Genomic DNA, 26,800 nt, shown 5'->3' on the forward strand with positions numbered 1-26,800 from the left:
ATAAGATCCTTCGGGTCGGGCCTCAGGATGACGAAATCATTTACCTGCAAATAGCCACCTCATGCACACGCCCGACGACCACATTTACCAGGAGGCGCAGCTTGCGCCCATGACGGTGGATGAGATAAACGAAATGACGGCCCGGGCGCGGGCAATACCACCCAGCGGCGACCAAACCCACGTGCTGGTACCCGACGGCGAGGACCCGTGGGTGATTTCGCACGAAAACCGGCTGTACTACTGCACCGTCGACCGGGCAAAGCGCAAGATCCTGATCAGCCGGTTTGCCCAACTGCATGATATGGCCACTGCCGAGCTCGTGCAGGTATGGCCCGGCAACCACGGCGCCGTGCCCGAGTACCGCGAAATTTGGGCACCCGAGCTGCAGCGCATCAACGGCAAATGGTACATCTACTTCGCGCTTTACAACGCCCGCAACGGCGAAGAGCGGCTCTATGCCCTCGAAAGCCTGACCGACGACGCACTAGGTGAGTACGCGTTCCGGGGCAAGCTGGAGGTGCCCACCGACCGATGGGCCATCGACGGCACGGTGCTGCAGCTCGAGGGCGAAATGTACTTCCTGTGGTCGGGGTGGGAGGGGTTCAGCAACACCAGCCAGAACATTTACATCGCCCGCATGAGCAACCCCTACACCATTGCTTCGGATCGGGTGTGCATCTCGAGGCCCGAGCACGAGTGGGAAAAGCAAGGCTACCCGCACGTAAACGAGGGGCCGCAGGTGTTGCAGCACGCGGGGCGCACGTTCATTATTTACTCGGCCAGCGGCAGCTGGACGGACGACTACTGCCTGGGCCAGCTCACCTACCTAGGCGGCTACCCGCTCGAGCCCTCGTCGTGGCGCAAGGAGCCGCAGCCGGTATTTGCCAAAACCGATACCATTTTCGGGCCGGGCCACGCCTCTTTTGTGGTGATTGACGATCAGCACTATATCATTTACCACGCCGCGCGCAGCAGCCAAGCCGGCTGGGCGCGGCAAATCCGGGCCAAGCCGTTTGAGTGGCACCCCGACGGCTCGCCCAACTTTGGGCGCCCGCTGTGAGTTGGTAGGCAGTATGTTGCGCCGCTTGCTCCGTACATCCGCTTGCTTTGGCGCACGTATGAAAGCGTAGTCCACCTACTGAACCCGTTTGCCCACTGGTATGAAGTTTCCCGGATTAAAGCGTCGGCCTATCCGCGATGAATCGCCCGACGACAAGTACGTTAAGTGGGGCTGGTACATGATGGGGCTGCTCGCCGCGGCCTGGGTTATTTACAGCTTGTTCTTCGAGCAATAAGCCCTAGGTGCCGCCGTGCTAGTGGCGGGCCTGGGCCGAGATGCCCCGCGTATTGCCGACCTTTGCGGCATGCATACCCTCGAACAGCTGCGCACGGGGCAATTGGCCGGCGCTACCCGGCTCGATCTGTCGTGTGGCCTCACCGAGTTTCCGCGCGAAATTTTTGACCTGGCCGACACGCTCGAAGTCCTTAACCTGTCGGGCAATGCCTTGTCGGCGTTGCCCGCCGGCCTTGGGCGCCTGCACCGGCTGCGCATCCTGTTCTGCTCCGATAATCAGTTTACCGCCGTGCCCGAGGTGCTGGGCCAGTGCCCGCAGCTGAGCATGGTTGGCTTCAAGGCCAACCGCATCCGCACGCTGCCGGCCGCGGCGCTGCCGCCGCAGCTGCGCTGGCTTATTCTCACCGACAACGAACTTGAGGAACTGCCCGCCGAAATTGGCCGCTGCACCCAATTGCAAAAGCTGATGCTGGCCGGCAACCGCCTCCGGTACCTTCCCGAGGCCCTAGGCAGTTGCACGCGTTTGGAGTTGTTGCGCCTGGCCGCCAACCAATTGGAGGCGCTGCCCGAGTGGCTGTTGCAGCTGCCGCGCCTTGCGTGGCTGGCCTATGCCGGCAACCCCTTCGCCGACCGCATCGAGGCGGCGGCCGTGGCCCGGCGCCCCATCGTGGGTATCGACTGGGCCACACTGCAACTCGAGCAGCAGCTGGGCGAAGGCGCCTCGGGCATCATTCATCGGGCGCGCTGGCAGCCCCAAGCGGCAGCACCGCACGCCGAGGTAGCCGTGAAGCTGTTTAAAGGCGCCGTTACCAGCGACGGGCTGCCGCACAGCGAAATGGCTGCCTGCATCAGCGCCGGTACACATCCCAACCTTATTGCCGTGGCCGGCAAAATTCAGCGGCACCCCGCCGGGGCCGAAGGGCTGGTGCTGCAGCTCATAGAGCCTAGGTTCGGCAACTTGGCTGGGCCGCCCAGCTTTGCTACCTGCACCCGCGATGTGTACGCCGCCGACACCAGATTCTCGCTGCCCGAAGTGCTGCGCATTGCCCTAGGTATTGCCTCCGCCGTACGGCACTTGCACAGCCGCGGCATTGTGCACGGCGACTTGTACGCCCACAACATTCTGGTAGCCGAAGGCGGCGAATGCCTGCTTGGCGACTTTGGAGCCGCGTGCTTTTTCGACCCGGCCGACGCGGCCACTGCGCGTGCGCTGCAGCAAGTAGAAGCGCGGGCGTTTGGCTGCCTGCTCGAGGAGCTACTGGAGCGCTGCCCCAACGCCAGCCACCCCGCCGTGCTGCAAGCCCTAGGTGCTTTGCAGCAGCGCTGCATGCAGCCCGAGGCAGCCAGCCGGCCTTTGTTTGCCGAAATCGAGCAAACCTTGGCCGAGTTGCAGGGCTAGTAATACCCGCGCGGTGCCGAGCCGTACTGAACGGTATGCTTCGTTGGTCCGACGTAATTAAATACGCCAAATACAGCAACCCCGAGCCGCCGCGGCGCGTCGAGAAAACCGAGGACGAATGGCGCGCGCAGCTAACGCCCGCGCAGTACCGCATTGCGCGCGAAAAAGGCACCGAGCCGCCGTACCGCAACGCCTATTGCCGCTCCTACGAGCCGGGCGTGTACGTGTGCATCGGCTGCGGCAGTCGCTTGTTCGATTCGGCCACCAAGTACCACGCCATTTCGGGCTGGCCCAGCTTCACGCAGCCGGTGGCCAAAAACGCCATCAGGTACGCCTTCGACGGCAGCCACCACATGCAGCGCATTGAGGTGCTTTGCAACGTGTGCGATTGTCACCTAGGCCACGTGTTTCCCGATGGGCCCGAGCCGCACGGGTTGCGCTACTGCATCAACTCCGAGAGTATTCGTCGGGTAGATGCGTAGGCGCTAAGCGCGGCGCCGCTGTAGCGCGGACTCTGTAGTCCGCGTCCACAGATAGTAAATTCTGTCGTTGCCGGCCGCGCGTGTAGCGCGGACTTGGCTACGCCTTCCTTCGGTTCAGTCCGCGTTTGCCCGAACAGCCGGTGACGCGCGGTTTCGCACCTACCATTTCGTCCTGGCAAACGCGGGCTGAAGCCCGCGCTACATCCCTAGGTCAGAAATTACTATCCGGGGACACGGGCTTGCAGAGTCCGCGCTACACGCTGGCAAAAAAACCTTAATGCACCGGCTCGGCAACGGCAGCCTCGGCGGTAGCTGGCGTGTGTGCAACGTAGCGCCGGCCCACCAGCAAAATCAGCAGGGCCACTACAGAGGTTACCATCATGATGGCGACCATGGGCACGGCCGTGTGGTTGTTGAACACGCTAACCGCGGCCGAGGCCATGGCTCCAATGCCCATCCGAATAGCGCCCATCAGCGACGAGGCGCTGCCGGCGTTTTGGCTGAACGGGGCCAAGGACAACGCCGCCGTGTTGGGGCTGCTGAAGCCCAGGCAGCACAAAAAAACGAAGAGCAGCGCGATGGTGCCGTACAGGCCGATCAGGCCGTTTACCGTGAGCAGCAAAAACACTACGCTGGCAGCCACCTGGCAGCACAGGGCGCCGAACACCAGTTGCTCGCTCCGGAAGCGGCGCAGCAGCACGCTGTTTACCTGGCTGGCGCCAATCAGGCCAATGGAGAGAAAAGCGAAAATCCAGCCGTACACTTTGCTATCGACGCCGAAAATATCCATAAACACCAGCGGCGAATCGGCTACGTACACGAACAACCCGCAGAACGACAGGGCCCCGGTGAGGGTGTAGGTGTAGAAGCTGGGCTCGCGCAGCACCCGCCAGAAGTTGGTGAGAATGGGCCGCGGCTTCAGCGACAAATTGGGGTTGGGCTGGTACGATTCGGGCAGCCACAGCAAGCAGGCCAGCAACAGCGCAACCCCCAACAGGGCCAGCGTTACAAACACGCCCTGCCAGCCAAAACCCGCCGTTACGTAGCCGCCCACCGTGGGCGCCAGCATGGGCGAAAGGCCCACCACCAGCAGCAGCAAGGCAAATACCTTGGCGGTGTCGGTTACGGGGAACAAATCGCGCACCATGGCCATGCAGGCTACGGCTGCCGCGCAGCTGCCCACCGCCTGAAAAAAGCGCAGGGCAATTAGCGCATCGATGGAGTGAATGGAGGCGCAGGCAATGGAGCTGATGATGTACAGCGCCAAACCCACGTACAGCGGCTTTTTGCGCCCAAAACGATCGAGCAGCGGGCCGTAGAGCAGCTGACCCGCCGAAATGCCGATGAAGTAGCTCGAGAGCGACAGCGCCACCCGGGCGGGCGTGGTCTGCAAGTCCTTGGCAATGGCTGGGAAGCCCGGCAGGTACATATCGATGGTGAACGGACCTAGGGCCGAAAGGCTGCCCAGGATGAGGATAAGCGAAAAGTATTTCTGCTTCGTCATGGAGAAAGTACCTAGGAAATGCCGGCGGCACGCGAAGCGGTGGGGCCGGGAAAAGACTACGCCAACCGTTGGCTGGCGCTACGTATGCCGGCGCCGAAGGTGGGTGCGACGCCGGTAGGAGCGGGGCAAGCGGCGCAGCATCTTCCTCAACCAACTGCGGTCTGCGCCTTGCCGGTGCAAAGTAACGGCATTGCGCGGGGATGGATGCGCCCCTGCGGGTGAATTGCAGGTTACCCTTTAAGGCACGGGTTGCGCACGAGCACAACCTGCTTTACCCTTGGCGCAGCGCTGAAGCCATAAGCCGCGCAGGCGTGGCCGAGCCGCCGGTTTGGCTGGTTGCGGCCCGAGCTACGTATGAGTGGGCTGCTGGCTACGGCCTAGCTTTGGCTGCGCTTTCTACCCATGGCAAAACAAACTCCTTCGGCTTCGGCAACTCCCGATTTCAGCGGCTTCGTGCACGTGCGCGGCGCCCGCGAGCACAACCTCAAAAACGTCGACCTCGAGATTCCGCGCGATGCGCTGGTGGTGTTCACCGGGGTGTCGGGCTCGGGCAAATCGTCGTTGGCATTCGGCACTTTGTACGCCGAAGCCCAGCGCCGGTACCTCGAGTCGGTGTCGCCGTACGCGCGGCGGCTGTTCCATCAAATGGCCGTGCCCGAGGTCGATAGCATCGACGGGCTGCCGCCGGCCGTGGCCCTGCAGCAACAGCGCGGCACGCCCACCACGCGCTCCTCGGTAGGTTCGGTTACTACACTTTCTAACTTGCTGCGCATGCTCTACTCGCGCGCCGGCGACTACCCCGCGGGCCAGGGCATCATCTACGCCGAAGCGTTTTCCTCGAACACGCCCGAGGGTGCCTGCCCCACCTGCCACGGCCTGGGGCGCATCTACGAAGTAACCGAGCAAAGCATGGTGCCCGACCCCACGCTTACCATCCGGGAGCGGGCCATTGCCGCGTGGCCGCAGGCCTGGGGTGGGCAAAACCAGCGCGACATCCTCGTGACCCTAGGTTACGATGTCGACATTCCGTGGCAGGAGCTGCCGCAAGCCCAGCGCGACTGGATTCTGTTCACGGAGGAGCAGCCCGTGGTGCCCGTGTACCCCGGCTACACGCCCCAGGAAACCCAACGCGCCCTTAAGCGCAAGGAGCCGCCCAATTACATGGGTACGTTTACCAGCGCCCGGCGCCACGTGCTGCACACCTTTGCCAACACCCAAAGCCCGCTGATGAAAAAACGGGCTTTGCAGTACATGCTCAGCACCGAGTGCCCCTTGTGCCACGGCAAGCGCCTGCGGCCCGAGTCGTTGTCGGTTACGTTTGCCGGGCTCGATATTGCCGAGATGGCCGCTTTGCCACTGAAGCGCGTGGCTGCCTTGCTGCTGCCTTTTGCCGAGGGCACCGCCAAAGGCCGCAAGCGCCACGATGCCGAACACCCCGAACAAGCTATTGTGGCCCAACGCATTGCCCACGACCTGGTCGCCCGCCTGCGCGTGCTCCTCGACCTAGGGCTGGGCTACCTCTCCCTGGAGCGCAGCACGCCCACGTTGTCGCCGGGCGAGCTGCAGCGCTTGCGGCTGGCTACGCAGTTGTACTCCAACCTGTTCGGCGTGGTGTACGTGCTCGATGAGCCCTCGGCGGGCCTGCACCCCTCCGATACCGAAGCGCTGCTGAAAGCCCTGCACAGCCTCAAGCAAGCCGGCAATTCGTTGTTTGTGGTAGAGCACAACCTCGACGTGATTCGGCAGGCCGATTGGCTGGTTGACGTAGGCCCCGCCGCCGGCGAAAAAGGCGGCGAAATACTCTACAGCGGCGCACCCGCGGGCCTAGGAAAAGTAGCCGCGTCGCAGACGCGGCGCTACCTGTTTGCGGCTTCCGAAGCCGGCGCACCTAGGATGCCACGCACCCCCGGCGGCTGGCTAAAGCTGGCCGGCATCACGCGTAACAACCTGAATAACCTAGAGGTGGCGTTTCCGCTGGGCGTGATGACGACCGTTACGGGCGTGTCGGGTTCGGGCAAATCGAGCCTGGTAAGCCAGGTGCTGGTGGAGCTGGTGGGCGCGGAGCTGGGAATGAGCAATGAACAATTATCAATGAACAATGACGAAGAAGAAGTCGACATTGCTCATTCCTCATTGATCATTGATCATTCAGCCCCCGAAGGCCGCATCGTCAGCGGGCTCGAGCACATCAAGCGCCTGGTGCGAGTTGATCAGAAACCCATTGGCCGCACGCCGCGCTCCAACATGGCTACCTACACCGGCCTGTTCGACCACGTGCGCAAGCTGTTTGCGGCCACGCCCGCTGCCCGCAAGCGCCGCTACGATGCCGGGCGATTCTCCTTCAACGTTGCCAAGGGCCGCTGCGAAAACTGCCAGGGCGAGGGGTTTGTGATGGTGGAGCTGCTGTTTCTGCCCAGCGTATACGCCCCGTGCCCCGTGTGCCACGGTGCCCGCTACAACGCCAAAACCCTCGAAATAACTTACCGCGACAAAAACATAGCCGAGGTGCTGGGCCTGACGGTAGATGCCGCCTGGGAGTTTTTCGACGAGGAGCCCGCCGTGCACCGCGCGCTTACCGTGCTGCGCGAAGTAGGCTTGGGGTACCTGCGCCTGGGGCAGCCGGCCACCGAGCTTTCGGGTGGCGAGGCGCAGCGCATTAAGCTGGCCACGGAGCTGCAGCGCCAAGGCCGCGGCAATACCCTGTACGTGCTCGATGAGCCCACCACCGGCCTGCACCCCTCTGATGTGGAGAAGCTGCTGGTGCAGCTCGATGGCCTGGTAGACGCCGGCAACACCGTGGTGGTGGTGGAGCACGACATGCGCGTGGTGGCCAGCAGCGACTGGGTTATCGACATGGGCCCCGGCGCCGGCGACGAAGGCGGGCACGTAGTGGCCGCCGGCCCGCCCGCCGAGGTAGCCCGGCACAAGCAAAGCCGCACCGCGCCCTACCTGGCGCGCTTCCGCCGCTAACACTGATAGCGGCACCCTATCGGGCTAACGAGCGTACAAGCGCCTGCTGGGTGCATTAGGCCTGCTTGAAATTTGCTATTGTCTATGTCTTTCCTCGAAGAATTCTTCCGCAACCCGGCCACGGTGGGCTCGTTGGTGCCCAGCTCCCGCGAGCTAACCGAGCAGGTAATGGCACCCATCGATTTTGCTACGGCCGACTGCATAGTGGAGTACGGCCCTGGCACGGGCGTATTTACCGATGCCTTGCTGAAGCGCCGCCGCCCCGAAACGGCCGTGGTGCTGGTAGAGGTAAACCGCCGTTTCAGCGAGCTGCTGCGCCAGCGCTACGCCGCCCACCACAACGTGCACGTGGTGCACGGCTCGGCCGATAAAACAGCCGATTTCCTGCGGCCGCTCGGCCTCGGCCCCGTCGATTACGTGGTGTGTGGCCTGCCTTTCTCGTCGCTGTCGCGGCGGTTGGGTTGGCGCATTCTCGAGCATACCCAGCAGCTGCTGCACCCCGAGGGCAAGCTGGTGCTGTTTCAGTACTCATTGCGCAATACGCGCTTGTTCGAGCGGTTTTTCCGGCCCGTTGGCCACGAGCACGTGCTCCTGAACCTGCCCCCGGCGCACGTGCTGGTGTATGCGCCGGCCACGGCCGGCAGCAAGCCGCAGCCCGCGCAGGCCGCCTAGGTGCGCCGGTGCTTGCTGCGTGTGAGCACCCGGGGCGCGGCTGCCGGCTGAAAATACGCAGCCGAAATTACCGGCATCGCGCAGCCCAAATCCCGTAGTTTTCGGGGCTACCTGCAGCCACTGCACGCGTTTAAGCTACTGTGATTCGTCGCCAAATGCGGCAACTCACGTAGTTTCTGGTGTGGTACTACGTGTGGCGCCGAATCAAGTGAAAACGCTCCTGCGGCAGCCGGCCGGAGGAGCGTTTTTGTTTAGGGCAGCAGGGCAGGTGGGCGCCGACAAGCGGGTTAAAGCACCTTCTTTTCGTCGGGGGTGCTGGCGGGTTTTTCGTCCTTGCAAATGATGCTGATGCGCCCGGTTGGCTCCATGTACGCTTCCCTGATGCGCGACAAGTCGCTGATGCCGTTGGCGCGCACCTCGCTCATCAGCTCGCTGCGGGTTACCAACTCCTTGCGCATGTTTTCGGCCACTATCCGTCCGTCTTTCACCAGCAGCAGCTTGCCCGGCTTCAGCAGCCGCTGAAACATGGGGAAGTGGAAGCCCAACCAATTGAGCGCGTAGCTCCAGACGATGATGGTAACCACCAAAATCAGGCCTTCGGTTACGGAGGTGTAGTCGTTGGTCATGCCGTTTTGCGAGGCGTCGGCAATGAGCACCACCAAGAGCATGTCGCCGATGCCCAGCGTGCCCGACTCGCGCTTGAGAATCACGCGCATCAGCAAAAACAGCCCGAGGTAAATGATGCTGCCTCGGATGACAATTTCCAGGATGGGGATTTTTGGCACAAACATGGAGTGCCAGTCTACCTGCTCGAACATGGCGTAGCGGGTTGGGTGCGGAGTATAGGCTGCCGAAGCCCGCTAGGCATTGCGGCAGCCAGGGGTACGGGGCATTGTACGCAAGCGGCCGCCCAACCAGCCGAACGCCACAACACACCTAGGGCCCAACCGCAATTAGCGGCTGGGCCCTAGGCGGGGTATTGCTGCACGGGTCGCGGTACCGCGCTTTACTCGGAGGTGGTAGTCAGGAACGGCTCGTGCATTTCGGCATGCACATGAAATACGCCGTCGAGTTTCAGCAAGCGCAGGCAGTTGCGCAAGGCCGGGCTGGCGTTGCGTACCCATACCTCGGCGCCGGCTTTGCGCAGCACCAGCAGCTCCGATACCACGTGGCTCACGCCTAGGTGGCGCAGGCACTTTAGGTTGGCCGCATCAACGAGCAGCAAGGGGCGGGGTTGCTGCGGGCAGCGCTCCAAGGCCCGCGCTACCTGCACGGCGGGTACGGCGTCCAAATCAACCCGCGCGATGTTGGAAGCATTCTGCCGGTTGGGCAGAAATTCCTGTCGAGAGGTTCTCATGGTCGGGGAGGAAGTTTTAGTTGTTTGCAGCGAAAGTGGCTGCGTGGACCTAGGGCGGCGCAGGCCTTGTGGTGGCGCCATGCTACCGGCCTCAAAACCACCGGGTTGGTGAGCAGAATGTAAGTGTTAAAATGCTGAAATTCAAGTGCGTGTTTGCCCGCGTTGCCAGCGTATTTCTGCGCGGGTAGGGCAAGCCCGTACCAAGTATTTGTGCCCACATCGGCGCGCGGTACAAGGGCTGCTGCCGCAAATCCCCGCAGCCGCTTTTGCTGTTACCGTAATGTAAAGGCAAGCAGATGCTGCTGCGTAACTGCTACCTTACACGAATTAGGAGGCAAATTGCTGCTAAACATGTGCGTATTGCTGCCCGTGCGCGGGCTATAAATCAGTGCTGCCGTTATATGGATGTACTTAAGCGCCACAACGTTTCGGTATCGGGAGCTGCCGATAAGCAGCCCATGGTGTTTGTGCACGGCTTTGGCTGCGACCAGCGCATGTGGCGGCTCGTAGCACCCGCTTTCGAAGCCAACTACCGCGTGGTGCTGCTCGATTTGGTGGGGGCGGGCCAATCGGACCTAGGCGCTTACAACCCCGAACGCTACCGCACCCTCCACGGCCACGCCGCCGATGTGCTGGAAATCATGGAGGCGCTGGGGCTGCGCGAGGTGGTGTTTGTGGGGCACTCGGTTAGCGCCATGATTGGGGTGCTGGCCGCCAACCAGCAGCCCGAGCGGTTTGCCCGCTTGGTGCTGGTGGGGCCTTCGCCGCGCTACATCAACGACCAAGGCTACCACGGCGGCTTCGAGCGGGCCGACATCGAAGAACTGCTCGAGGCCATGGACAGCAATTACCTGGGGTGGTCGGGGGCCATTGCACCCGTCATCATGGGCAACCCCGAGCGGCCCGAGCTAACCGATGAGCTGAACAACAGCTTTTGCAGCACCAACCCGGCGGTTGCGCGCCACTTTGCCCGCGTCACGTTCCTGTCGGACAACCGCGCCGATTTACCTAGGGTGCAAGTGCCCACGCTCATTTTGCAGTGTGCCCACGATGCCATTGCGCCGCGCACGGTGGGCAGCTACATGCACCGGCACATACCCGGCAGCGAGTTGGTGCTGCTCGACACCTCGGGCCATTGCCCGCACATCAGCGCCCCGGAGGTTACCATCGCCGCCATCGAAAATTTTTTGGCTGCTGCGCGTATGCAATTGGTATGAGCCAACCCGACGACGAGCTGCCCGAGCTGGATTTGCGCCTGACGGAGGAGAATATCGACGACTTGTACGAGAATGCTCCGTGCGGCTACTGCTCGTGCCTGCCCGATGGTACGCTCGTTAAGCTCAACCAAACGCTGCTGCGCTGGCTGGGCTACACGCGCCCCGAGCTCGTAGCCCGCCAGGGCTTGCAGCAGCTACTAACGGTGGGCAGCCGCCTGCACTACGAAACGCATTGCGCCCCCATGTTGCTGATGCTCGATCGGGTGCGCGAGATCAGCTACACGCTGCGCGCTAAAAACGGCGCTACGCTACCCGTACTTCTGAACGCCGAGCTGCGCCGCGACTTCAACGGCCAACCCTTGGTAATGCGCTTCACGTTTTTCGACATTACGGAACGGCGGAAGTACGAGCAGGAGTTGCTGCGCGCCAAGGCCCTGGCCGAGGAGCAGCGCGAGCAGTTGGCCCGCGCCAACGAACTGCTTACCACCAAAAACGAGCAGCTCACCCGCATCAACGCCGACCTCGACAGCTTTGTGTACACGGCCTCGCACGACCTCAAGCAGCCCATCAACAACATGGCCGGCTTGTTTGGCGAGTTGAAACAAACCGTGTCGTTCGACGACCCCGAGGCCGAGCCGATGATGCGCATGTTTGAGGACGCGCTGCAGCAAATCCTGGCTACCATTGCGGGCCTTACCGAGGTGGTGCAACTGCAGCGCCAACTTGAGCGCGTGCCCGCCGAAGACATTGTGCTGCAACCCGTGTGCGAGGAAATCATCCGCAGCTTAAAATCCTCGGGCGAAGTAGCCGCCCGCTTCAGCCTCGATTTTACGGCCGCACCCACGCTGCGCATGGCCCGGCCCAGCTTGCACAGCATGCTCTACAACCTGCTGAGCAACGCCGTTAAGTACGCCGACCCCGCCCGCCCGCCCCAGGTGCGCGTAAGCACCCAGCCCGAAGGCGATAGGGTAGTGCTGCGCGTGCAAGACAACGGCCGCGGCATCAACATGCAGCGCCACGGTCAAGAGTTATTCCAGCTGTTCCGCCGCTTCCACCCCGAGGTAGTGGGCTCGGGCATGGGCCTCTACCTCGTAAACCGCCTGGTGCACCAAGCCGGCGGCCACGTCGAAGTCGACAGCACCGTAGGCGAGGGCACTACCTTCCGCATCTACCTGCCTAGGTAGAACAGAGGTAACAAACCCAACACCCGAGCTACGGCTAGTCACAAGCTAAACCCAGCCCAAATTAGAGCTACAAGCTAGTCCCCCTCCTCAGATGAGGAGGGGCTAGGGGTGGTTGACCTTGCCGTTTGAACGTCATGCTGAGCGCAGTCGAAGCATCTCTACTGCTTCGTTGCACTGCTGTAGCGCACTGTAGCGCGGACTTTGGCTATGCCGACCTTCGGTTGTAGTCCGCGTCCTCGAATAGTATAATCCTTGACAGGCGTTGCTGTTTAAGAAATGTATCTGGGGGCTGCGGACTAAAGTCCGCGCTACACCGCGCAACGACGCGGGAGAGCAGGACGTTCTTACGTAATCATCAACCGCAAAAAGAAAACAGCCCCAGCTGCCAGTCGCAACTGAGGCTGTTTGTCCTAAAGCAACCTAGGGCAATGTGCCGTGCTAGTGCGCCACCACCAGCCGCTGCACCGAAACCTTAGAACCCGCTTGCACCCGCAGCAAATAAGTGCCGTTGGCCCAGCTTTGCGTATCAACACGGTAGCTGTTGCCGCTAAACGACACGGTTTGCACCAAGCGGCCCTGCAAATCATACACGCGCAATTGCACCTGAGCGGTAGCAGCGCCAGGCAGCTCCAGGCGCACTGCCTGGCTAGCCGGGTTGGGGTACAACCTAGGGCTGAAATCGGCTTTGCCGGCGCTAACCGGCGTAGGCCGGGCGGGAGTTAGGCGCAGCACCCACGTTTGGTTCGCGCCCAACGCCGGCAGGGCAGCGCTCCAGTTTCTAAAGCCGCCCTGCGCATCGAGCGTAACCATGCCCGCTGCTTGCCCCGTGAGCAAATCGGTAACCTGGTACTGGCCGGCCGCCAGCGTGGATAGCTGCACCGAAAGCGCCGTGTTGCTGGCAGCCGCGCTGCCCAGGTTGGCCACCGTCAGCACGGCTTCTTGGTTGTGCACGCGAGCATAGCCCAGCACCGAGCTGGCCGAAGCCGTAACCGGCAGCAGGTAGCCCTTGCGCATCGCCTCGTGGGTGTTGCGCAACCGGATCAGCTGCTTGTAGTGGTTCAGCAACGAACCCGCATCGGCCTGTTGTGTGGCCACGTTGAACTGCGCGTAGTTGCTGTTGAGCGCGCGCCACGGCGTGCCGTTCGTAAAGCCCGCGTTGGCGCCGGCCGTCCACTGCATGGGCTTGCGCTTTTCTTCGTCGGGGCCGGCGCCGAGCATGCCTACCTCTTCGCCGTAGTACAGGAAAGGCACGCCAGGCATGGTGAGGTACAACGCGGCTGCCTGCTTCATGCGGGCCATGTTGCCACCTAGGGTGCCGAGCACGCGGTTCTGGTCGTGGTTGCTCAGGAAGGTGGCGTACTGCAGCTTGGGGTAGCTACGGTCGACCAGCTCCAGCTGCGTGCGCAAGGCGGCCGGGTTGCCACTGCTGAGGCTGCTGATGATGGCTCCCTGCAAATCAAACTCAAAGCAGGCATCGAGGCGGTTGTTCACCACGTAAGGCACCACTTGCGGCGTGGCCGACCACGCCTCGCCCACGGTAAAAGCCGCCGGGTTTACGGCCCGCACCGAGTCGTGAAATTCCTCCAACACACCTAGGGTTTCGGGCGTGTTCTCGATGGTGCTGCCGTTTTCCACCAGGTACTTCACGGCATCGAGGCGGTAGCCGTCCACGCCCTTCTTCAGCCAAAAACGCGAGGCATCCCACATGGCAGCGCGCATTTGGGCGTTGCGCCAATTCAGGTCGGGCATGCCGCTCCAGAAGTAGGCGTAGTAGTAGCTGCCATTGGCGGCGTGCCAGCCCAGGCCGGGGTTGGTGGCCGACCACCGAAACCAGTCGCGGTAGGGGCTGCCGATGTTGTTGGCCGCCTGCCGAAACCATGGGTGCTCGTTGGAGGAGTGGTTCAGCACCAAATCGATAATGACCTTGATGCCGCGGGCGTGGGCAGCGGCCAAAAACGCCTCAAACTCGGCCATGGTGCCGTAGTCGGGCTCGGTGGCTTTGTAGTTGGTTACGTCGTAGCCGTGGTAACTCGGCGACTCCATCATGGGCATCAGCCAAATGCCCGTAATGCCCAGGTCGGTGGTGGTGTTGGGGTTGCCGTCGTTCAGGTAATCGAGCTTCTGCGTAAGACCCGCAAAGTCGCCTTTGCCGTCGGCGTTCGAGTCGTAGAAGCTGCGCACGAAGATTTCGTAGAACACGGCGTCGTTCCACCAGTGGGTGGTGTAGCCGGTGGGCGAGGCTCCACAATCCTGGCAGGTGCCGAAGCATGCAGGCGGGATGGTGTTTACAGCGGCCGTGGCATCAAAAACGCGGGCCAAAGTGCCGGTGCCGTCGTCGATGCCGCAGGAGGCGGGCACTTGCTCGGCACCGGCCAGCGTAGCGCCGTTCACGAAACGGTACTGAAAACGCATGGGCGCGGGCAGGGCTACCTGCGCTTCGTAAATACCGTCGCCGTTGTTATCGGTTAGCGGTATGCTGGTGGGGTCCCAGTTGGTGCTGTAGCCCGCCAGCGTCTGAAAGTTGCCCACCACGTGCACGCCGGCCCGCGTTACGGTTTGGCCGCGCATGTTCACCTGAAATTGCACCAGCGTGGCGCACCCACTGAATGGCACCGCCGGCAGCCGGTAGGCCGTGTTGCCTAGCGAAACCTGGCGGTTTACGTTGCCCGAACCGTCGGCCACGCCACAGGCAGCCCCGGGCTGCTCGGCGCCGTTCCAGCTGTTGCCGTTTACAAACTTGTAGAGGTACTGGCCCGCGGGCACGTCAACGGTAGCCTCGTAAATCCGGTCGTTGTCGGCGTCGGTGAGGCGGGTAGTGGCGGGGTTCCAGTCGGAGCCAAAGCCCGCTGCCGCCTGAAAGTTACCGGCCACGTGCACGCCGCTCGCGGCCACGGTTTGCCCGCGCATATTCACGCGGAAAGTAAGCTGCACCGCCTGCGCCCAAAGGCCTTGCAGGAGCAGCATTAAGAGTAAACAGTATTTCATCAGCCGCCTAGGTCAAGGGTAAGTCAACAAAGATAAGGACCTGCCTGCCCTTGGCTTAGGGTTTGTGACCTAGGGTTAGGGCTAGAGCTAGGAGCTAGTTCCCCTCCTCAGCTGAGGAGGGGCTAGGGGTGGTTGACTGTTCATGGTTGGTTGCCCCACCGTTGCTCCCAAATGATGCTTCAATGGCCGTCAACACACTTTCCACCTGCTGCAGCACGCTTGTATTCTCGAACCGCAACACCCGCAGCCCCAAGTTCTGCAGGTAAGCCGTACGGGCCACGTCATTCGCTTCGCCGCTCACAGTGAAATGGCCGGCCCCATCCAGCTCTACCACCAGCTGTTCAGCGGGGCAGTAAAAATCGACGATGTACGGCCCAATACTTTGCTGGCGCCGGAATTTGCGCCCTTTCAGCTGGCTGTTGCGCAGGCAACGCCACAAGGTAGCCTCGGCTGGTGTAGCGTTATTGCGCAGATCGCGCCGGTGTTGCTTCCGGTGAGGCAGGTTATGCAGGTGTTCGGTAGACATAGTTTGATTTATAGTAAAAGCTAAACAGCTAAGGAGCTAAGGGTTAGTTCCCCTCCTCAGATGAGGAGGGGCTAGGGGTGGTTGAAAAGCTAGAGTTACGGGCTGAGCTAAACGTCGTTCAAACGACAAGGTCAACCACCCCTAACCCCTCCTCATCTGAGGAGGGGAACTAGCTCTAGCTCTAGCCCTAGTCCCCGATACTTGTGTGCAGCTTTTAACCTAGCTCAGCCCAACCATCGGCCACACTAACGCCTAAAACCACCTGCCTATCCATCGCCTAAACCGCGTTACATTTAGGCTCCTCCACACCACCGCATTTCCTCCTCCGTGAAGCACCTTTTCCTGTCGGCTGCTTTGGCCACTGCCTTGCTGGGCACGCTGATGAGCCATACCGCCGCGCCCGCCGCCGATTCGCCGCAGCTGGCGGCCATGTTCGATAAGTACTGGGACGAGCGCGCCCGGCTGTTCCCGCTCGAAGCCACGGCGCAGGGCGACAACCGCTACAACGATGTGCTGCCCAACGACGGCACCCAGGCCTACTGCGAGGCGCAGCGGCAGTTTTTTCAGCAGTACCTCGAGCAGCTGAACAAGTTCGACCGGGCCAAGCTCTCCACGGGCGACCAGGTGAGCTACGACATCTTCCGCTACGAAATGCAGATGCGCCTCGAGGGCCTGAAGCAGCTTTCCTGGATGATGCCCTTCTCGCAGTTCAACGGCTTGCCCATTTCGCTGGCGCAGTACGGCGCGGGCACCGGCAACCAGCCCTTCCGAACCACCCAGGACTACGACAACTGGCTCGGCCGCGTGCGCGCCTACCCCGTGTGGGCCGATACCGCCATCAGCAACATGCGGCGCGGCATGCGCGCCGGCGTGGTGCTGCCCAGGCCCTTAGTCGAAAAGATGCTGCCCCAGCTGCAAGCTATGGTTACTACCGATGCCAGCAAGAGCATCTTCTACGGGCCCGTAACCAAGTTTCCGACCGCGGTTTCGGCCGCCGATCAGCAGCGCCTCACGGCCGCCTACCAGCAAGCCATCAGCCAGCAGGTGGTGCCTACCTACCAAAAGCTGCACGACTTCCTGAAAAACGAGTACCTGCCCAAGGCCCGCACCACCACCGGCATTTCGGCGGTGCCCGGCGGCGCGGGCATGTACCGCTACGCCGTAAAGTTCTGGACCACTACCGACCGCACCCCCGACCAGATTTACCAAACCGGCCTTGCCGAGGTAAAGCGCATTCGGCAGGAGATGGAGAAGATCAAAAACGAGGTGGGCTTTACCGGCGACCTGCAGGACTTCTTCACCTACCTGAACACCGACCCCAAGTTCATGCCCTTCCGAACGCCCGAAGAAGTGCTGAACGTGTACCGCGGCATTCAGGCCCGGATTGATCCGAACCTGAAGAAGATGTTTGGCCGCGTGCCCAAAACCGGCTTCGAGGTGCGCCAGACGGAGGCCTTCCGGGCGGCTACGGCCTCGGCGCAGTACAACCGCGGCCTGCCCGACGGCTCACGCCCCGGCATCTTCTACGTGCCCATCGTCGATGCCACCAAGTACAACGTAACGCGCGGCATGGATGCGCTTTTCCTGCACGAAGCCATACCCGGCCACCACTACCAGATTTCGCTGCAGCAGGAAAACACCGCCCTGCCCAAGTTCCGCCGCTTCAACGGATACAGCGCCTTTTCCGAAGGCTGGGCCCTGTACGTGGAGAGCCTCGGCCGCGACCTAGGCGTGTACACCGACCCCTATCAGCGCATGGGCGCCCTGAACACCGAAATGCACCGCGCCATTCGGCTGGTGGTTGATGTGGGCATGCACCACAAAGGCATGACGCGTGAACAGGCCATTCAGTACATGCGCGAAAACCGCTCCATCGACGAGCAGGGCGCCACGGCCGAAATTGAGCGATACATGGCCATGCCCGGCCAGGCGCTTTCCTACAAAACCGGCCAGATGCACATCCTCGGCCTGCGCAGCAAGTACCAAAAGCAGCTCGGCCCGAAGTTCAAGCTCAGCAACTTCCACGACGAGCTGCTGGCCAACGCCGCCATGCCGCTGGATATTGCCGAAAAGACGATGGACGCTTGGGCGGCTAGGCAGAAGTAAGATGGAAAGTGCAGATTGGACCAGTAACTTCTTAGCGTATTAAAAGAAACGCCCCGCAACGTGAGTTGCGGGGCATTTCTATAGATGTTTATTGAACTTTCATGAGATGATAAACTCAATTATAAGATTGCATAATCAGTTAGTCAATATACTGGGTCTTTTCATTTGACAAGAAGTCTATTTCTTCAAATAAAAACTTGAAGTCCTCGAATACGGATGCATCTTCTTCTTGCTGAATTATTGTAGCGAATTCTGCTTTTTTCTTGTCGTTGATATTATAAACATCTTGAAAATCGGGAATATCTCTTAACATATCATGGCTTTTTAAAAACTCAGTTGGGAAGTAGTGTTCGATAGAAAAAAACTTAAATTCAGGTTTTGATTTAAGATAGACATCCTTTTCAATTGGGATTGGTAGCTTGATTGCATATACTTCGCATTCTTTATGTTTTTTGACTCGTTCATTTATTTGATTAAACAGCTCTTTCTTTAACCCACCATGGCATCTATTGCCTGCCATGTCATTATCGAATATGCCAATGATTACCTTGTCTTTATCTTGATTGCCGAGCATCTGAGCACCGATTGTCTCAAGAAAGTTCTTTAGCTCGTCAGCTCCACCAATATTATGTTTTACGCTTCCACATGAGCGTACACTCCAGTACGGATATTTGTTTCTGGTCAAAACATAGTTAGCTCGCTCGATGATTTCAGCATCGGTTTTGCCTTCTGTATATAACTCTACGCGCTTATAGCTTGATATATTTTCAAAGTTTGTAAATCTAAGCTTATCAGCAGTATTACTGACGTAAAAATTCATGCCTGCTAAGTATCGGTTCTTTTTAGATGCAAAATTTTCTTCATCTTTGATTGCATCCGAGTTTTTTGGATTAATCATATCAAGGCCTTTATCGAATAGCATTAAAAATAAGGGATTGTTAAGCATGTAAGTATTATCAAATAATTCTGATAACTTCTCGTTTGAATTTATCCGTTCTGAGTATAATACTAATGCTAAATTAAAAAGCTTATAATAAAGAGTCTCTCGTTGAATAACTTCTAGGCCATGAAGTTGTTGATTGTTTGTATGTTCATCTAATGACATTTTGCGTTTCTCGCTTTCCATTAATTCATCGAACGCTAATATGATTGGGTCTTTAAGAGTGATTGAATTAAAGTTTTTGAAGAAAAATAGCGCATTTATTAAAGCTATGCTTGGATATTGTAAGCCACTAAAAAAAGTTGATTTTTCATAAGATAGCCTGCTCATATTTTCTAAAGATTTTATCATGAGATCTAGAGCAGCTAAAGTTCCCTCTTTTCTAATATTCGCATCAGTTAACCATAATGCTTGTAGCAAATAGCCCATACCGGATGTGGCCATCAAGCAATCAGTTAATGTTTCATATTGCTTAACTTTTTTAATGACTTTTGATAGAAAGTCAGACATATCTTTAGTTCTACCAGCGTAGAATATCGACGTGTTCTGCCAATTGAACTCAGTAAATCTTTCGACTAGTTCATTTTCTAGTTCACGTTTTTGCTTAAATATTTCAAGTGAAGCATAATATTCCATAAAATAGTTATGTTTGAAGCACACGAAGCTGCCCTCATCTACAAACAACACACCAGTTCCTTGTGTCAAGGCATTGAAAAGTTCTGGGATATTCTTCTTTTCAATGGTCATGCTCCTGGCTGAGAAGAATAGCTCAATAAAAGCTTTGAATTCAGCTTCAGTTTGTGGTATCCTATCTTCTTGTGTTAAAATGTATAAAGCGTAGTGCGAAAGTATTCTTTCTTTTATGTTAATATCTAGGAATTCTAAGTTTGATTTCACCGTTGCTCTTCCTAGAAGGAAGATGTTGAAGTTGTCATATACATCGGTTACTGTCGCAGGGATTTCATATTGTTTCTCTTCATAAAGGATTGAAATAACAGATAGCGTTAAAGGGGTAACGGGAACTTTCTCAAGGATTTTATTATCTCTTAAAGATGATAATAATTTGTTAGCTTTATTTTCGTCAGATCTAAAGAAATTTTTAAGAAATAATTGTATTTGCTTAATAGAGAAGTCTTCTACGGTTACGTGTGTATACTCATTGAGTTCACAATCTTTTACTAGATGTTCATGGCTTCTCGTCGCAATAATAAATCTGCTGGATCCCTTGTCTCTAATAGCATCAAGATCTTTGAGAATAGTTTTTTGCTTGTCCTTATCGAGCTCGTCAATAGAATCTATCAATATTACTATAGTATAATCACTAAAAAGCTTTTCAAGGTCGAAAAACTTATAAACGTTTAATAAAATTGATTGTACTGATTTATTTATATCAAAATCATTGCTAATTAAATCAGATTGCTTTACAAAAATTGGTATATTTTTATGAGGTGTCTCCTTGCTATTTTCAATGATTAAGCTTTTGCCAATATGCTGCAATAGTGTGGACTTACCAGTTCCTGCCTCTCCTGAAACAATATATGAGCCAGATTTTATTATTTTTTCAAAGCTAAATTTTCTCTTTATAGGCCTTTTAGCTTCTTTGTCTTCAATGTATATGCAAAGTGTAGGCTCTACAAAAATATCAAGCAAATTTTGGTATTTGTCGTCTAATTTTAAAAGGTTTCTTAATTCAAAATCTGATCGAGAAGAAGTTATGTAGTATTCTTCGTATGGTTTTATAAAGATGTCAGAATGTGACCAAAATCCGTTATAATGTTTGTCAATTGTTTCAATTATATTGTTTCTCGACCAGAAAACTATTCTAGTGTTTGGAAACTTTTTAAGCAGTAACTCTTTGAAATAATTTGATATTTCAGTGCCGCTTGAGGTGAATTTTGAAATTACAATAAATATGGAATCAAAGTTTTCTTTAGCTAGTGCTGATACTCTTGTTTCAATTACATCATTCTTGCCTTTGACCTTCTCTGTTATTGGAACAAAGCATAATTTCTGTTCTCCTAAAGAGTCCTTTTGAATGCATATAACAGAGCCATCTTGTTTTCTGTTAATATCTTGAAGACCCATATTTGCTAATACGGTTTCCAAGATTTTGCCTAATTCATCAATTGAATTAATATTCTCGATTATGTTAACCTTGTCCTGTTGCATTTATTTTTGAATTTTTTTATCAATGAAGGGTTTATGGAACGTTATGAGCTTTGGTTGCTTTGGGAGTTAGTTGAAAAACAGGTCAATGCGTTAAAAATCAGATTTGCTATTGGTGTCAAGATGTATTTTGGCCGAAAAGATAATAATTAGATCAATGATATGTATAGTGTTTGGGCATTCAATTTGTGTTTTGGAAGCTTCATGCCTCTCCGAAGATGATAGTTTTATATGAAGCAATTATGTGAATGTATGGAAGGCAAATGCCAGCCAACTTTAAAAGAAGAATCTTATTAAGGGCTGGCTTAGGGCAGCAGGAGAGAAATGCCCGCACCGAAAGCAGGTAAGCGGCTATGCGCTTGGGGTAAGTGGGGCCGCTCAAATATGCTGCTATGAAAATCAATGAATTGTTGATGGTGTAGCCACCATACCGTCTGCCCTGTGCACAGTTGGGATTTTTCTGGTGATGAAGCCTACCAGTGACATATGAATGCCCAAATTTCAGCAACCCTCAACCATCACTACGCTAACATTGCAATGCTACTTCCTGGAAGGAGCGCATTATTCATAAATTTTAGCTGCTTCGGCTATGATGTTCCATCCGTCATCACTCACGCGGCTGACCACATCTGACGCCTTCTGAAGAGCAAAAATCCTGGCAGTGAAGCTGCCGGGATTTTTGCTTTGTATTGGCTCTGCGCCGTTAGCCGCTAAGCCTTCTTGTTACTGGTTCTCGGGGCCGGCTTTTTGTTGCTGGGCTTGGCCGTGGTGGCCGGGAAGCCGCGCTCTTTCATCAGCGCATCCACTTTCGGGTCGCGGCCGCGGAACTTGCGGTAGGCTTCGGCGGGGTCAACGGTGTTGCCTACCGAGAACACGTGCTTGGTCAGGCGCTGGCCCACGGCTTTGTCGTAGGCGCCACCGGCTTCGGTGAAGGCGCTGAAGCCATCGGCCGCCAGCACCTGCGACCAGAGGTAGCCGTAGTAGCCGGCCGCGTAGCCTTCGCCCGAAAACACGTGGCCGAACTGCGGCGTGCGGTGGCGCATCACAATCTCCTTGGGCATGCCCAGCTCGGCCAGGGTTTCGCGCTCAAACTTGTCGGGGTCAATCTTTTGGTCGCCGGCCAGGTGCAGCTTCATGTCGATGAGGGCGCTGCCCAGGAACTCCGTGGTTTCGAAGCCTTGGTTAAAGGTCGAGGCCTTTTCGATGCGGTCGACGAGCTCCTGCGGAATGGGCTTGCCGGTTTTGTAGTGCAGGGCAAAGCGCTGCAGCACCTGCGGCGTGGGCAGCCAGTTTTCGAGGATCTGCGAGGGGAACTCCACGTAGTCGCGCAGCACGCTGGTGCCCGAGAGCGAGGGGTACGTCACGTTCGACGACAGGCCGTGCAAGGCGTGGCCGAACTCGTGGAACAAGGTGCTGGCGTCGGTCCAGGAAATCAGCGTCGGTTCGCCGTCCTTGCCCTTCACAAAGTTCGAGTTGTTCGATACGATGGTCGTCACCTCGCCGTCGAGGCGCTCCTGCTTGCGGTAGGCGTTCATCCAGGCGCCGGAGCGTTTGCCGGGGCGGGCGTACGGGTCGAAATACCACAGGCCCACGTGCTTGCCCGAGGTCTTGTCTTTCACCTCCCACACTTTCACATCGGGGTGGTACACGGGCACGTTGGTTACGGGCACGAAGGTGAAGTTGAACAGCTCGCCGGCTACCCAAAACATGCCCTCGCGCATTTTATCGAGCTGCAGGTATTGCTGCACTTCGTTCTGGTCGAGGTCGTAGCGGGCTTTGCGCACTTTCTCGGCGTAGTAGCGGTAGTCCCAGGGCTCAATCGTGATGTTGGCGCCTTCCTTGTTGGCTACGGCCTGCATGTCGGCTACTTCCTCGCGCACGCGGGCCACGGCGGGTTTCCATACGTCCTCCATCAGCTTCATAGCTGCTTCGGGCGTTTTGGCCATGGTGTTGTCGAGGCGCCAGTGGGCGTAGGTTTTGTAGCCCAGCAGCTTGGAGCGCTCGGCGCGCAGCGGCAGAATCTGGGTGATGAGGGCGTTATTGTCGCGGGCGCCGCCGTTGTCGCCGCGGTTGTAGAACATGCGCCAGGCCTTCTCGCGCAGCTTGCGCTGGTCGGAGTAGGTCAGGAAGGGCTCCACCGATGAGCGGGTGTTCACGATGAGGCCCGCGCCCTGCACCTTGCGCGCCGCGGCGGCGTTGGCCGCATCGGCCTGCAACGAGGCGGGCAGGCCGCCTAGGTCGGCCGGGGTTTTCAGCACCAGCACCGAGTCGGTTTCGTCGGCCAGCAGGTTCTGCGAAAAGCGGGTGTAGAGGTTGGCCAGCTCCTGGTTGATTTTGGAGAGGCGGGCTTTGGCGGTGGCATCGAGCTTGGCGCCGGCCCGCACAAAGTTGTTGTAGTACACCCAGGTAAGGCGCTGCTGCTCGGGCGTCAGCTTCTTCTTGTCGGGCGCGTTGTACACCGCCTCAATGCGCTTAAACAGGGCAGCGTTCTGGTTTATCTGGTCGCTGAACGCGGCCATCTTCGGGGCCATTTCGCGCTGCACGGCCTGCACCTCGGGCGTGCTCAGCGTGCCCGACCAAATGCCGTACACCGTCTGCACTTCGTCGAGGCGCTGGCCGGCGCGCTCCAGGGCGCCAATGGTGTTGTCGAAGGTGGCGGGTTGCTTGTTATCGGCAATGGCCTGAATCTCGCGCAGGTTTTCGGCCATGGCGGCTTCCAAGGCGGGTTTGAAGTGTTCCACCTTCACTTTATCGAAGGGCGGCACGCCGCCGTAGGGGCCGGCCCAGCCCGCCAACAAAGGATTGGCCGCCGTGGCTGAGGCGGCTGGTTGCGCGGTTTGGGCCAAGCTGGACATAGGCACGACAGCCGTAAGCTGCAGAGTAAAGAGGGAGCCGGCGAGCAGCAGGCGGGTGGGGAAAGGGCGGAAATCGGGCATAGGAGTGAGGCCGGCATTAAGGCCAGCCTAGGCTAAAGTACAGCAAAGCGGCCGAAAGGCGCAGTGCTGTGAAGTACGAACAGAAGAACGGCCCTAGAGCTAGAAAGCTAGTTACCCTCCTCATGTGAATTCCGCGGCTTGAGCGGCGTGGGCTAGGGGGGGTAACTGACCGTTGTTCACCTAGGGCGTCATGCAGAGGCAGTAATCGAACCGCAGGTCAGCGTAGCGAAGCATCGCTCCCGCTTCGTTGCATTCCCTAGGTCGTCATGACGAGCGCAGCCGAGACATCTCGCCGGATAGTAATTACTCTCGGGCGTCAGCAGGCGAGATGTCTCGACAAGCTCGACATGACGTTCTTAGTTGAGTTGTTCTGCATCAGCACGCGAGATTCCTCGCCAAGCTCGGAATGACGTTCCATGTTGAGTGCAACGAAGCGGGAGCGATGCTTCGCTACGCTGACCTGCGGTTCGGCCGGGCTCAGCAGGACGGTCTAGGTGGTGTTTTAGCAAAATCCAAACACGCTCCTAAGGCCTAGAGTGGTTCCCTGCGCGCCGGGGGCTATCATTCCATTCTTACCTACGCCAGCCAGCCACAATCGGCCAACACGGCTTGCTTATTTAGGGCTGAGCAACACAAAGGTCCCGGCTCATTGCCTGGGCCTTTGGCATCCTAGGTTAGGTTCCGGAAAGGGTCTATCCTCGGTGTCAGCTCTGTTGCCCAAGCAAGCAACGCGGGCCTCTCAACCCTGCAGTGGCCCTAGCACCTAGGGGTAGGCCGCTAAGCTTTTAGGGCAGCGCCCCGAAGCCACGGCGCTTACACCGTCCACAGGCGTAGGCTCAGCCAGCCGTGCGCGGCTAGGGCATAGGCTAGCCAACCCAGGGAGGCGTAAGTGAACAACAGAAACCAAGCCACCGGGCGACTACGGAACTGCCGGAAGCGGAGCACCGTGAGCAGCAGGCCGGCCAGGGTGAAAACGGCAAAAGCCAGCGGCCCCAGGCTAGCCAGCACGGACGAGGGCTGCAGGGTGCCGGTCAGCCAGATGTGGTCGGCGAGGTACGCAAAGGCCGCAAACGTAACGACAAGGGCCGTGGTGGCGAGCAGCGGCAGCAACCGGGGCAGCACCTGGCCGCGGGGCACCAAGCGGCGCAAGGCCAGAATCAGCCACACCAGGCCCGCCAGGCTGCTGCTTACGATGAGCAGCAAGCTAAGCGCAAACAGGGTGGGGCGCACCCACCACCAGGTGTTGCTGGCTTCGAGAAAGTAACCCGTGGAGGAAACCAACGCGCGACGGCCGTCGCGGTCGTGGGTGAGGGCGAAGGACGCCACCCGCTGGCCCGGCAGGCGGAACGTAAGCGTGCCGGTGGGCAGCAGCGTGTCGGCGGCGCCCACCAGGGGCTTCAGCAAAAGCAGCTGGCCTTGCCGGAGCAACTGCCGGTCGCCGAGCAGGTAACTGTTGATGCCGGTTAAAGCGTTGCGCGGCGCCGCGCCTTCGTAGTGACCTAGGAAGGGCGCCACCGCAGCGGCATCCAGCGCAACGGGGGCGGGCTCGGCGGGGGCGGGTACCTGGCGCAGCAAGAACTCCTGAATCAGCTTATCGAGAGCCTTGGTGCTTTGGTCGCCGTTGTTCGACAGGGCGTAGCCCAGGCCCAGCTCGCGGTTGTAGGCAAAAGTAGAGGAGAAGCCCCCGATGCCGCCGCCGTGGCCCCGGAACGTAGCCTTTCCCTTCCGGTTAATCACGTGGTTAGCCAGGCCGTAGTCGGCGGGCAGGCCGGCCCGGGCGGCCAGCGACGAATGGGTGGTTTCTATCTCGCGTAGAAAGTCCGGCTGCAGCACCACTGCGCCGTTGGCGGGGCGGAAGTCGCGCAGGAAAAATTGCACCCAGCGCGTCATATCGGCCGCCGAAGCGCTAAGCGAGCCAGCGGGGCCGCTGTAAATGGGCAAAGCCTCCACGCGTCGGTACCGGCCCTCGGCGTATGCGTAGCCGCGGGCCAGCTTGGGGTGGGCAGCCGGGCGCAACGCAAAGGTGGCTTCGGGCATGCCCAACGGACGGAGCACGCGCTCGGCCAGGTAGGTTTCGTAGGGTTGGCCGCTCAGCTTTTCGAGCAGGTAGCCGGCCAGCTGGTAGCCGGGGTTGGAGTACGACATCCGTTCGCCGGGGCGCCAGCGGCAGCGCAATTCCTCGCGAAACACCTGCACGGCGGCGGGGCCGCGCGGGTCGGTGGCCGTGGGGTTGTAGATGTGGTTCAGGTGCATGTCGTCGAAGCCGGCGGTATGCTCCAGCAGGTGCACCACCCGCACCGGGTCGGTGGCTTCCCAAGGGTTTTCGAGGGGGATTTCGGGGGCCAGCTTGCGCACTTCGTCGTCGAGGCGAAGCTTGCCCTGCTCTACAAGCTGCAGCAGCCCAACGGCCACGAAGCTCTTAGTAACGGAGCCCACCCGAAACAGGGTATGAGCCGTGACGGGCTTGTGGTTTTCCACGTCGGCCAGGCCCAGCCCACCTTCGAAAAGCACGGAATCACGCGCGACCAGGGTGAGCAGCAGCCCAGGCATGTGCTGCCGGCGCATAATGCTCTCCAGCGAATCAGTTAGTTCGGACACGGTGGTAACAGGCCGGCGCTGGGCGCGGGCCGCGGAAGCAGCAAGGCCCACCAGCAGCGGCAGAATCAGCAGTAATTTTTTCACGATAGAGGAGTGTGGCGGCTATAAGATTTTGCGGAAAATATAGGAGGTTTAAAAAGAATATGAATTTGTTAATATAATGATTGAGATGAGAAGATGGGCGCGATAGGGCCCGGCCGCTTAACAGCGCCGTGAGGCTTGCACCAGTGATGGACTTTTGAATCAGAACTTCGGTAGTAGTGGTACCTGCATTAGCGAAAATTACTGGTAGGTAAACGCACCGGGGCAGACCCTTCTGTTGCGGAAGCACAGGCATGAGCGCCTCCTTGCCCAACCCGAAACCACCTGCGCTGGCACACTACGAAGTGGCCGCCGAGAATATATGTTGTAACTAGCTGAACTTAACTGACCGGGAGCCGCTTGCTCTTGTATCAGCATCGGGA

The 26,800-nt window shown here is 58.3% G+C and carries 18 protein-coding genes; 10 read left to right on the forward strand and 8 right to left on the reverse strand.

Going from position 1 to position 26,800, the window contains the following annotated elements; genetic code table 11:
• Positions 1 to 61 precede the first annotated feature (61 nt).
• The 4 genes from D3Y59_RS02645 to msrB all read left to right on the forward strand — a co-directional run bounded on the left by D3Y59_RS02645 (position 62) and on the right by msrB (position 3,175).
• Positions 62 to 1,060, forward strand: a complete 999-nt coding sequence (locus D3Y59_RS02645) for a glycoside hydrolase family 43 protein (RefSeq protein ID WP_119443638.1) — start codon at positions 62 to 64, stop codon at positions 1,058 to 1,060.
• A gap of 100 nt (positions 1,061 to 1,160) precedes the next feature.
• A complete protein-coding gene (locus tag D3Y59_RS18705; RefSeq protein ID WP_262696959.1) occupies positions 1,161 to 1,295 on the forward strand; it encodes a hypothetical protein in 135 nt (44 codons plus the stop codon).
• Positions 1,296 to 1,364: 69 nt separating this feature from the next.
• Entirely contained in the window at positions 1,365 to 2,693 is a 1,329-nt protein-coding gene (locus D3Y59_RS02650; RefSeq protein WP_119443639.1) for a leucine-rich repeat-containing protein kinase family protein, read from the forward strand.
• Between the two features lie 35 nt (positions 2,694 to 2,728).
• Complete coding sequence (msrB, locus tag D3Y59_RS02655; RefSeq protein WP_119443640.1) at positions 2,729 to 3,175, forward strand: peptide-methionine (R)-S-oxide reductase MsrB; 447 nt, start codon at positions 2,729 to 2,731, stop codon at positions 3,173 to 3,175.
• 274 nt (positions 3,176 to 3,449) lie between these two features.
• On the opposite strand, the gene D3Y59_RS02660 is transcribed toward msrB, so the two are convergent.
• Positions 3,450 to 4,679: a multidrug effflux MFS transporter gene (locus D3Y59_RS02660; protein ID WP_119443641.1), complete on the reverse strand. Its 1,230-nt coding sequence runs from the start codon at positions 4,677 to 4,679 to the stop codon at positions 3,450 to 3,452.
• 402 nt (positions 4,680 to 5,081) lie between these two features.
• On the opposite strand from D3Y59_RS02660, the gene uvrA reads away from it, so the two are divergent.
• Together uvrA and D3Y59_RS02670 are read left to right on the forward strand one after the other, a co-directional pair.
• Positions 5,082 to 7,649: an excinuclease ABC subunit UvrA gene (gene uvrA / locus D3Y59_RS02665; RefSeq protein ID WP_119443642.1), complete on the forward strand. Its 2,568-nt coding sequence runs from the start codon at positions 5,082 to 5,084 to the stop codon at positions 7,647 to 7,649.
• 84 nt (positions 7,650 to 7,733) lie between these two features.
• A complete protein-coding gene (locus tag D3Y59_RS02670) occupies positions 7,734 to 8,321 on the forward strand; it encodes a class I SAM-dependent methyltransferase (RefSeq protein ID WP_119443643.1) in 588 nt (195 codons plus the stop codon).
• Positions 8,322 to 8,608: 287 nt separating this feature from the next.
• Here the strand turns inward: D3Y59_RS02670 and D3Y59_RS02675 are convergent, their stop codons facing one another.
• A complete protein-coding gene (locus D3Y59_RS02675) occupies positions 8,609 to 9,139 on the reverse strand; it encodes a DUF421 domain-containing protein (protein ID WP_119443644.1) in 531 nt (176 codons plus the stop codon).
• A gap of 188 nt (positions 9,140 to 9,327) precedes the next feature.
• A complete protein-coding gene (locus D3Y59_RS02680; protein WP_162910493.1) occupies positions 9,328 to 9,678 on the reverse strand; it encodes an STAS domain-containing protein in 351 nt (116 codons plus the stop codon).
• Between the two features lie 401 nt (positions 9,679 to 10,079).
• Between D3Y59_RS02680 and D3Y59_RS02690 the strand changes: the two genes are divergently transcribed.
• Together D3Y59_RS02690 and D3Y59_RS02695 are read left to right on the forward strand one after the other, a co-directional pair.
• On the forward strand, positions 10,080 to 10,895 hold the full coding sequence (locus D3Y59_RS02690; RefSeq protein WP_119443647.1) for an alpha/beta fold hydrolase: 816 nt from the start codon (positions 10,080 to 10,082) through the stop codon (positions 10,893 to 10,895).
• On the forward strand, positions 10,892 to 12,079 hold the full coding sequence (locus tag D3Y59_RS02695; RefSeq protein WP_119443648.1) for a PAS domain-containing sensor histidine kinase: 1,188 nt from the start codon (positions 10,892 to 10,894) through the stop codon (positions 12,077 to 12,079). The genes D3Y59_RS02690 and D3Y59_RS02695 overlap by 4 nt, the downstream gene beginning before the upstream one ends.
• A 438-nt stretch (positions 12,080 to 12,517) precedes the next feature.
• Here the strand turns inward: D3Y59_RS02695 and D3Y59_RS02700 are convergent, their stop codons facing one another.
• Positions 12,518 to 15,043 (reverse strand): alpha-amylase family glycosyl hydrolase, encoded by a 2,526-nt coding sequence (locus D3Y59_RS02700; protein WP_162910495.1) that lies wholly within the window; start codon positions 15,041 to 15,043, stop codon positions 12,518 to 12,520.
• 115 nt (positions 15,044 to 15,158) lie between these two features.
• On the reverse strand, positions 15,159 to 15,590 hold the full coding sequence (locus D3Y59_RS02705; protein ID WP_119443650.1) for an endonuclease domain-containing protein: 432 nt from the start codon (positions 15,588 to 15,590) through the stop codon (positions 15,159 to 15,161).
• 327 nt (positions 15,591 to 15,917) lie between these two features.
• Between D3Y59_RS02705 and D3Y59_RS02710 the strand changes: the two genes are divergently transcribed.
• Positions 15,918 to 17,696, forward strand: a complete 1,779-nt coding sequence (locus D3Y59_RS02710) for a DUF885 domain-containing protein (protein ID WP_240410484.1) — start codon at positions 15,918 to 15,920, stop codon at positions 17,694 to 17,696.
• A gap of 139 nt (positions 17,697 to 17,835) precedes the next feature.
• On the opposite strand, the gene D3Y59_RS02715 is transcribed toward D3Y59_RS02710, so the two are convergent.
• Positions 17,836 to 20,805, reverse strand: coding sequence for an NACHT domain-containing protein (locus D3Y59_RS02715; RefSeq protein ID WP_119443651.1), 2,970 nt, complete (start codon positions 20,803 to 20,805; stop codon positions 17,836 to 17,838).
• Between the two features lie 6 nt (positions 20,806 to 20,811).
• Between D3Y59_RS02715 and D3Y59_RS18145 the strand changes: the two genes are divergently transcribed.
• The gene (locus D3Y59_RS18145; RefSeq protein WP_162910496.1) at positions 20,812 to 20,955 is read left to right on the forward strand and encodes a hypothetical protein; all 144 of its coding nucleotides are present in this window, start codon (positions 20,812 to 20,814) and stop codon (positions 20,953 to 20,955) included.
• 557 nt (positions 20,956 to 21,512) lie between these two features.
• Here D3Y59_RS18145 and D3Y59_RS02720 read toward each other — a convergent pair.
• Together D3Y59_RS02720 and D3Y59_RS02725 are read right to left on the reverse strand one after the other, a co-directional pair.
• The gene (locus tag D3Y59_RS02720) at positions 21,513 to 23,738 is read right to left on the reverse strand and encodes a M3 family metallopeptidase (RefSeq protein WP_240410486.1); all 2,226 of its coding nucleotides are present in this window, start codon (positions 23,736 to 23,738) and stop codon (positions 21,513 to 21,515) included.
• Between the two features lie 813 nt (positions 23,739 to 24,551).
• On the reverse strand, positions 24,552 to 26,420 hold the full coding sequence (locus tag D3Y59_RS02725; RefSeq protein ID WP_119443652.1) for a serine hydrolase domain-containing protein: 1,869 nt from the start codon (positions 26,418 to 26,420) through the stop codon (positions 24,552 to 24,554).
• Between the last annotated feature and the right edge of the window lie 380 nt (positions 26,421 to 26,800).

It is taken from the genome of Hymenobacter oligotrophus (assembly GCF_003574965.1).
GTDB lineage: Bacteria > Bacteroidota > Bacteroidia > Cytophagales > Hymenobacteraceae > Solirubrum > Solirubrum oligotrophum.

Bases quoted from the DNA above. Each gene is read 5' to 3' on its own strand.
- D3Y59_RS02645 (WP_119443638.1), top strand. From the start codon at position 62: ATGCACACGCCCGACGACCACATTTACCAGGAGGCGCAGCTTGCGCCC.
- D3Y59_RS18705 (WP_262696959.1), top strand. From the start codon at position 1,161: ATGAAGTTTCCCGGATTAAAGCGTCGGCCTATCCGCGATGAATCGCCC.
- D3Y59_RS02650 (WP_119443639.1), top strand. From the start codon at position 1,365: ATGCATACCCTCGAACAGCTGCGCACGGGGCAATTGGCCGGCGCTACC.
- msrB (WP_119443640.1), top strand. From the start codon at position 2,729: ATGCTTCGTTGGTCCGACGTAATTAAATACGCCAAATACAGCAACCCC.
- D3Y59_RS02660 (WP_119443641.1), bottom strand. From the start codon at position 4,679: ATGACGAAGCAGAAATACTTTTCGCTTATCCTCATCCTGGGCAGCCTT.
- uvrA (WP_119443642.1), top strand. From the start codon at position 5,082: ATGGCAAAACAAACTCCTTCGGCTTCGGCAACTCCCGATTTCAGCGGC.
- D3Y59_RS02670 (WP_119443643.1), top strand. From the start codon at position 7,734: ATGTCTTTCCTCGAAGAATTCTTCCGCAACCCGGCCACGGTGGGCTCG.
- D3Y59_RS02675 (WP_119443644.1), bottom strand. From the start codon at position 9,139: ATGTTCGAGCAGGTAGACTGGCACTCCATGTTTGTGCCAAAAATCCCC.
- D3Y59_RS02680 (WP_162910493.1), bottom strand. From the start codon at position 9,678: ATGAGAACCTCTCGACAGGAATTTCTGCCCAACCGGCAGAATGCTTCC.
- D3Y59_RS02690 (WP_119443647.1), top strand. From the start codon at position 10,080: ATGGATGTACTTAAGCGCCACAACGTTTCGGTATCGGGAGCTGCCGAT.
- D3Y59_RS02695 (WP_119443648.1), top strand. From the start codon at position 10,892: ATGAGCCAACCCGACGACGAGCTGCCCGAGCTGGATTTGCGCCTGACG.
- D3Y59_RS02700 (WP_162910495.1), bottom strand. From the start codon at position 15,043: ATGCTGCTCCTGCAAGGCCTTTGGGCGCAGGCGGTGCAGCTTACTTTC.
- D3Y59_RS02705 (WP_119443650.1), bottom strand. From the start codon at position 15,590: ATGTCTACCGAACACCTGCATAACCTGCCTCACCGGAAGCAACACCGG.
- D3Y59_RS02715 (WP_119443651.1), bottom strand. From the start codon at position 20,805: ATGCAACAGGACAAGGTTAACATAATCGAGAATATTAATTCAATTGAT.
- D3Y59_RS02720 (WP_240410486.1), bottom strand. From the start codon at position 23,738: ATGCCCGATTTCCGCCCTTTCCCCACCCGCCTGCTGCTCGCCGGCTCC.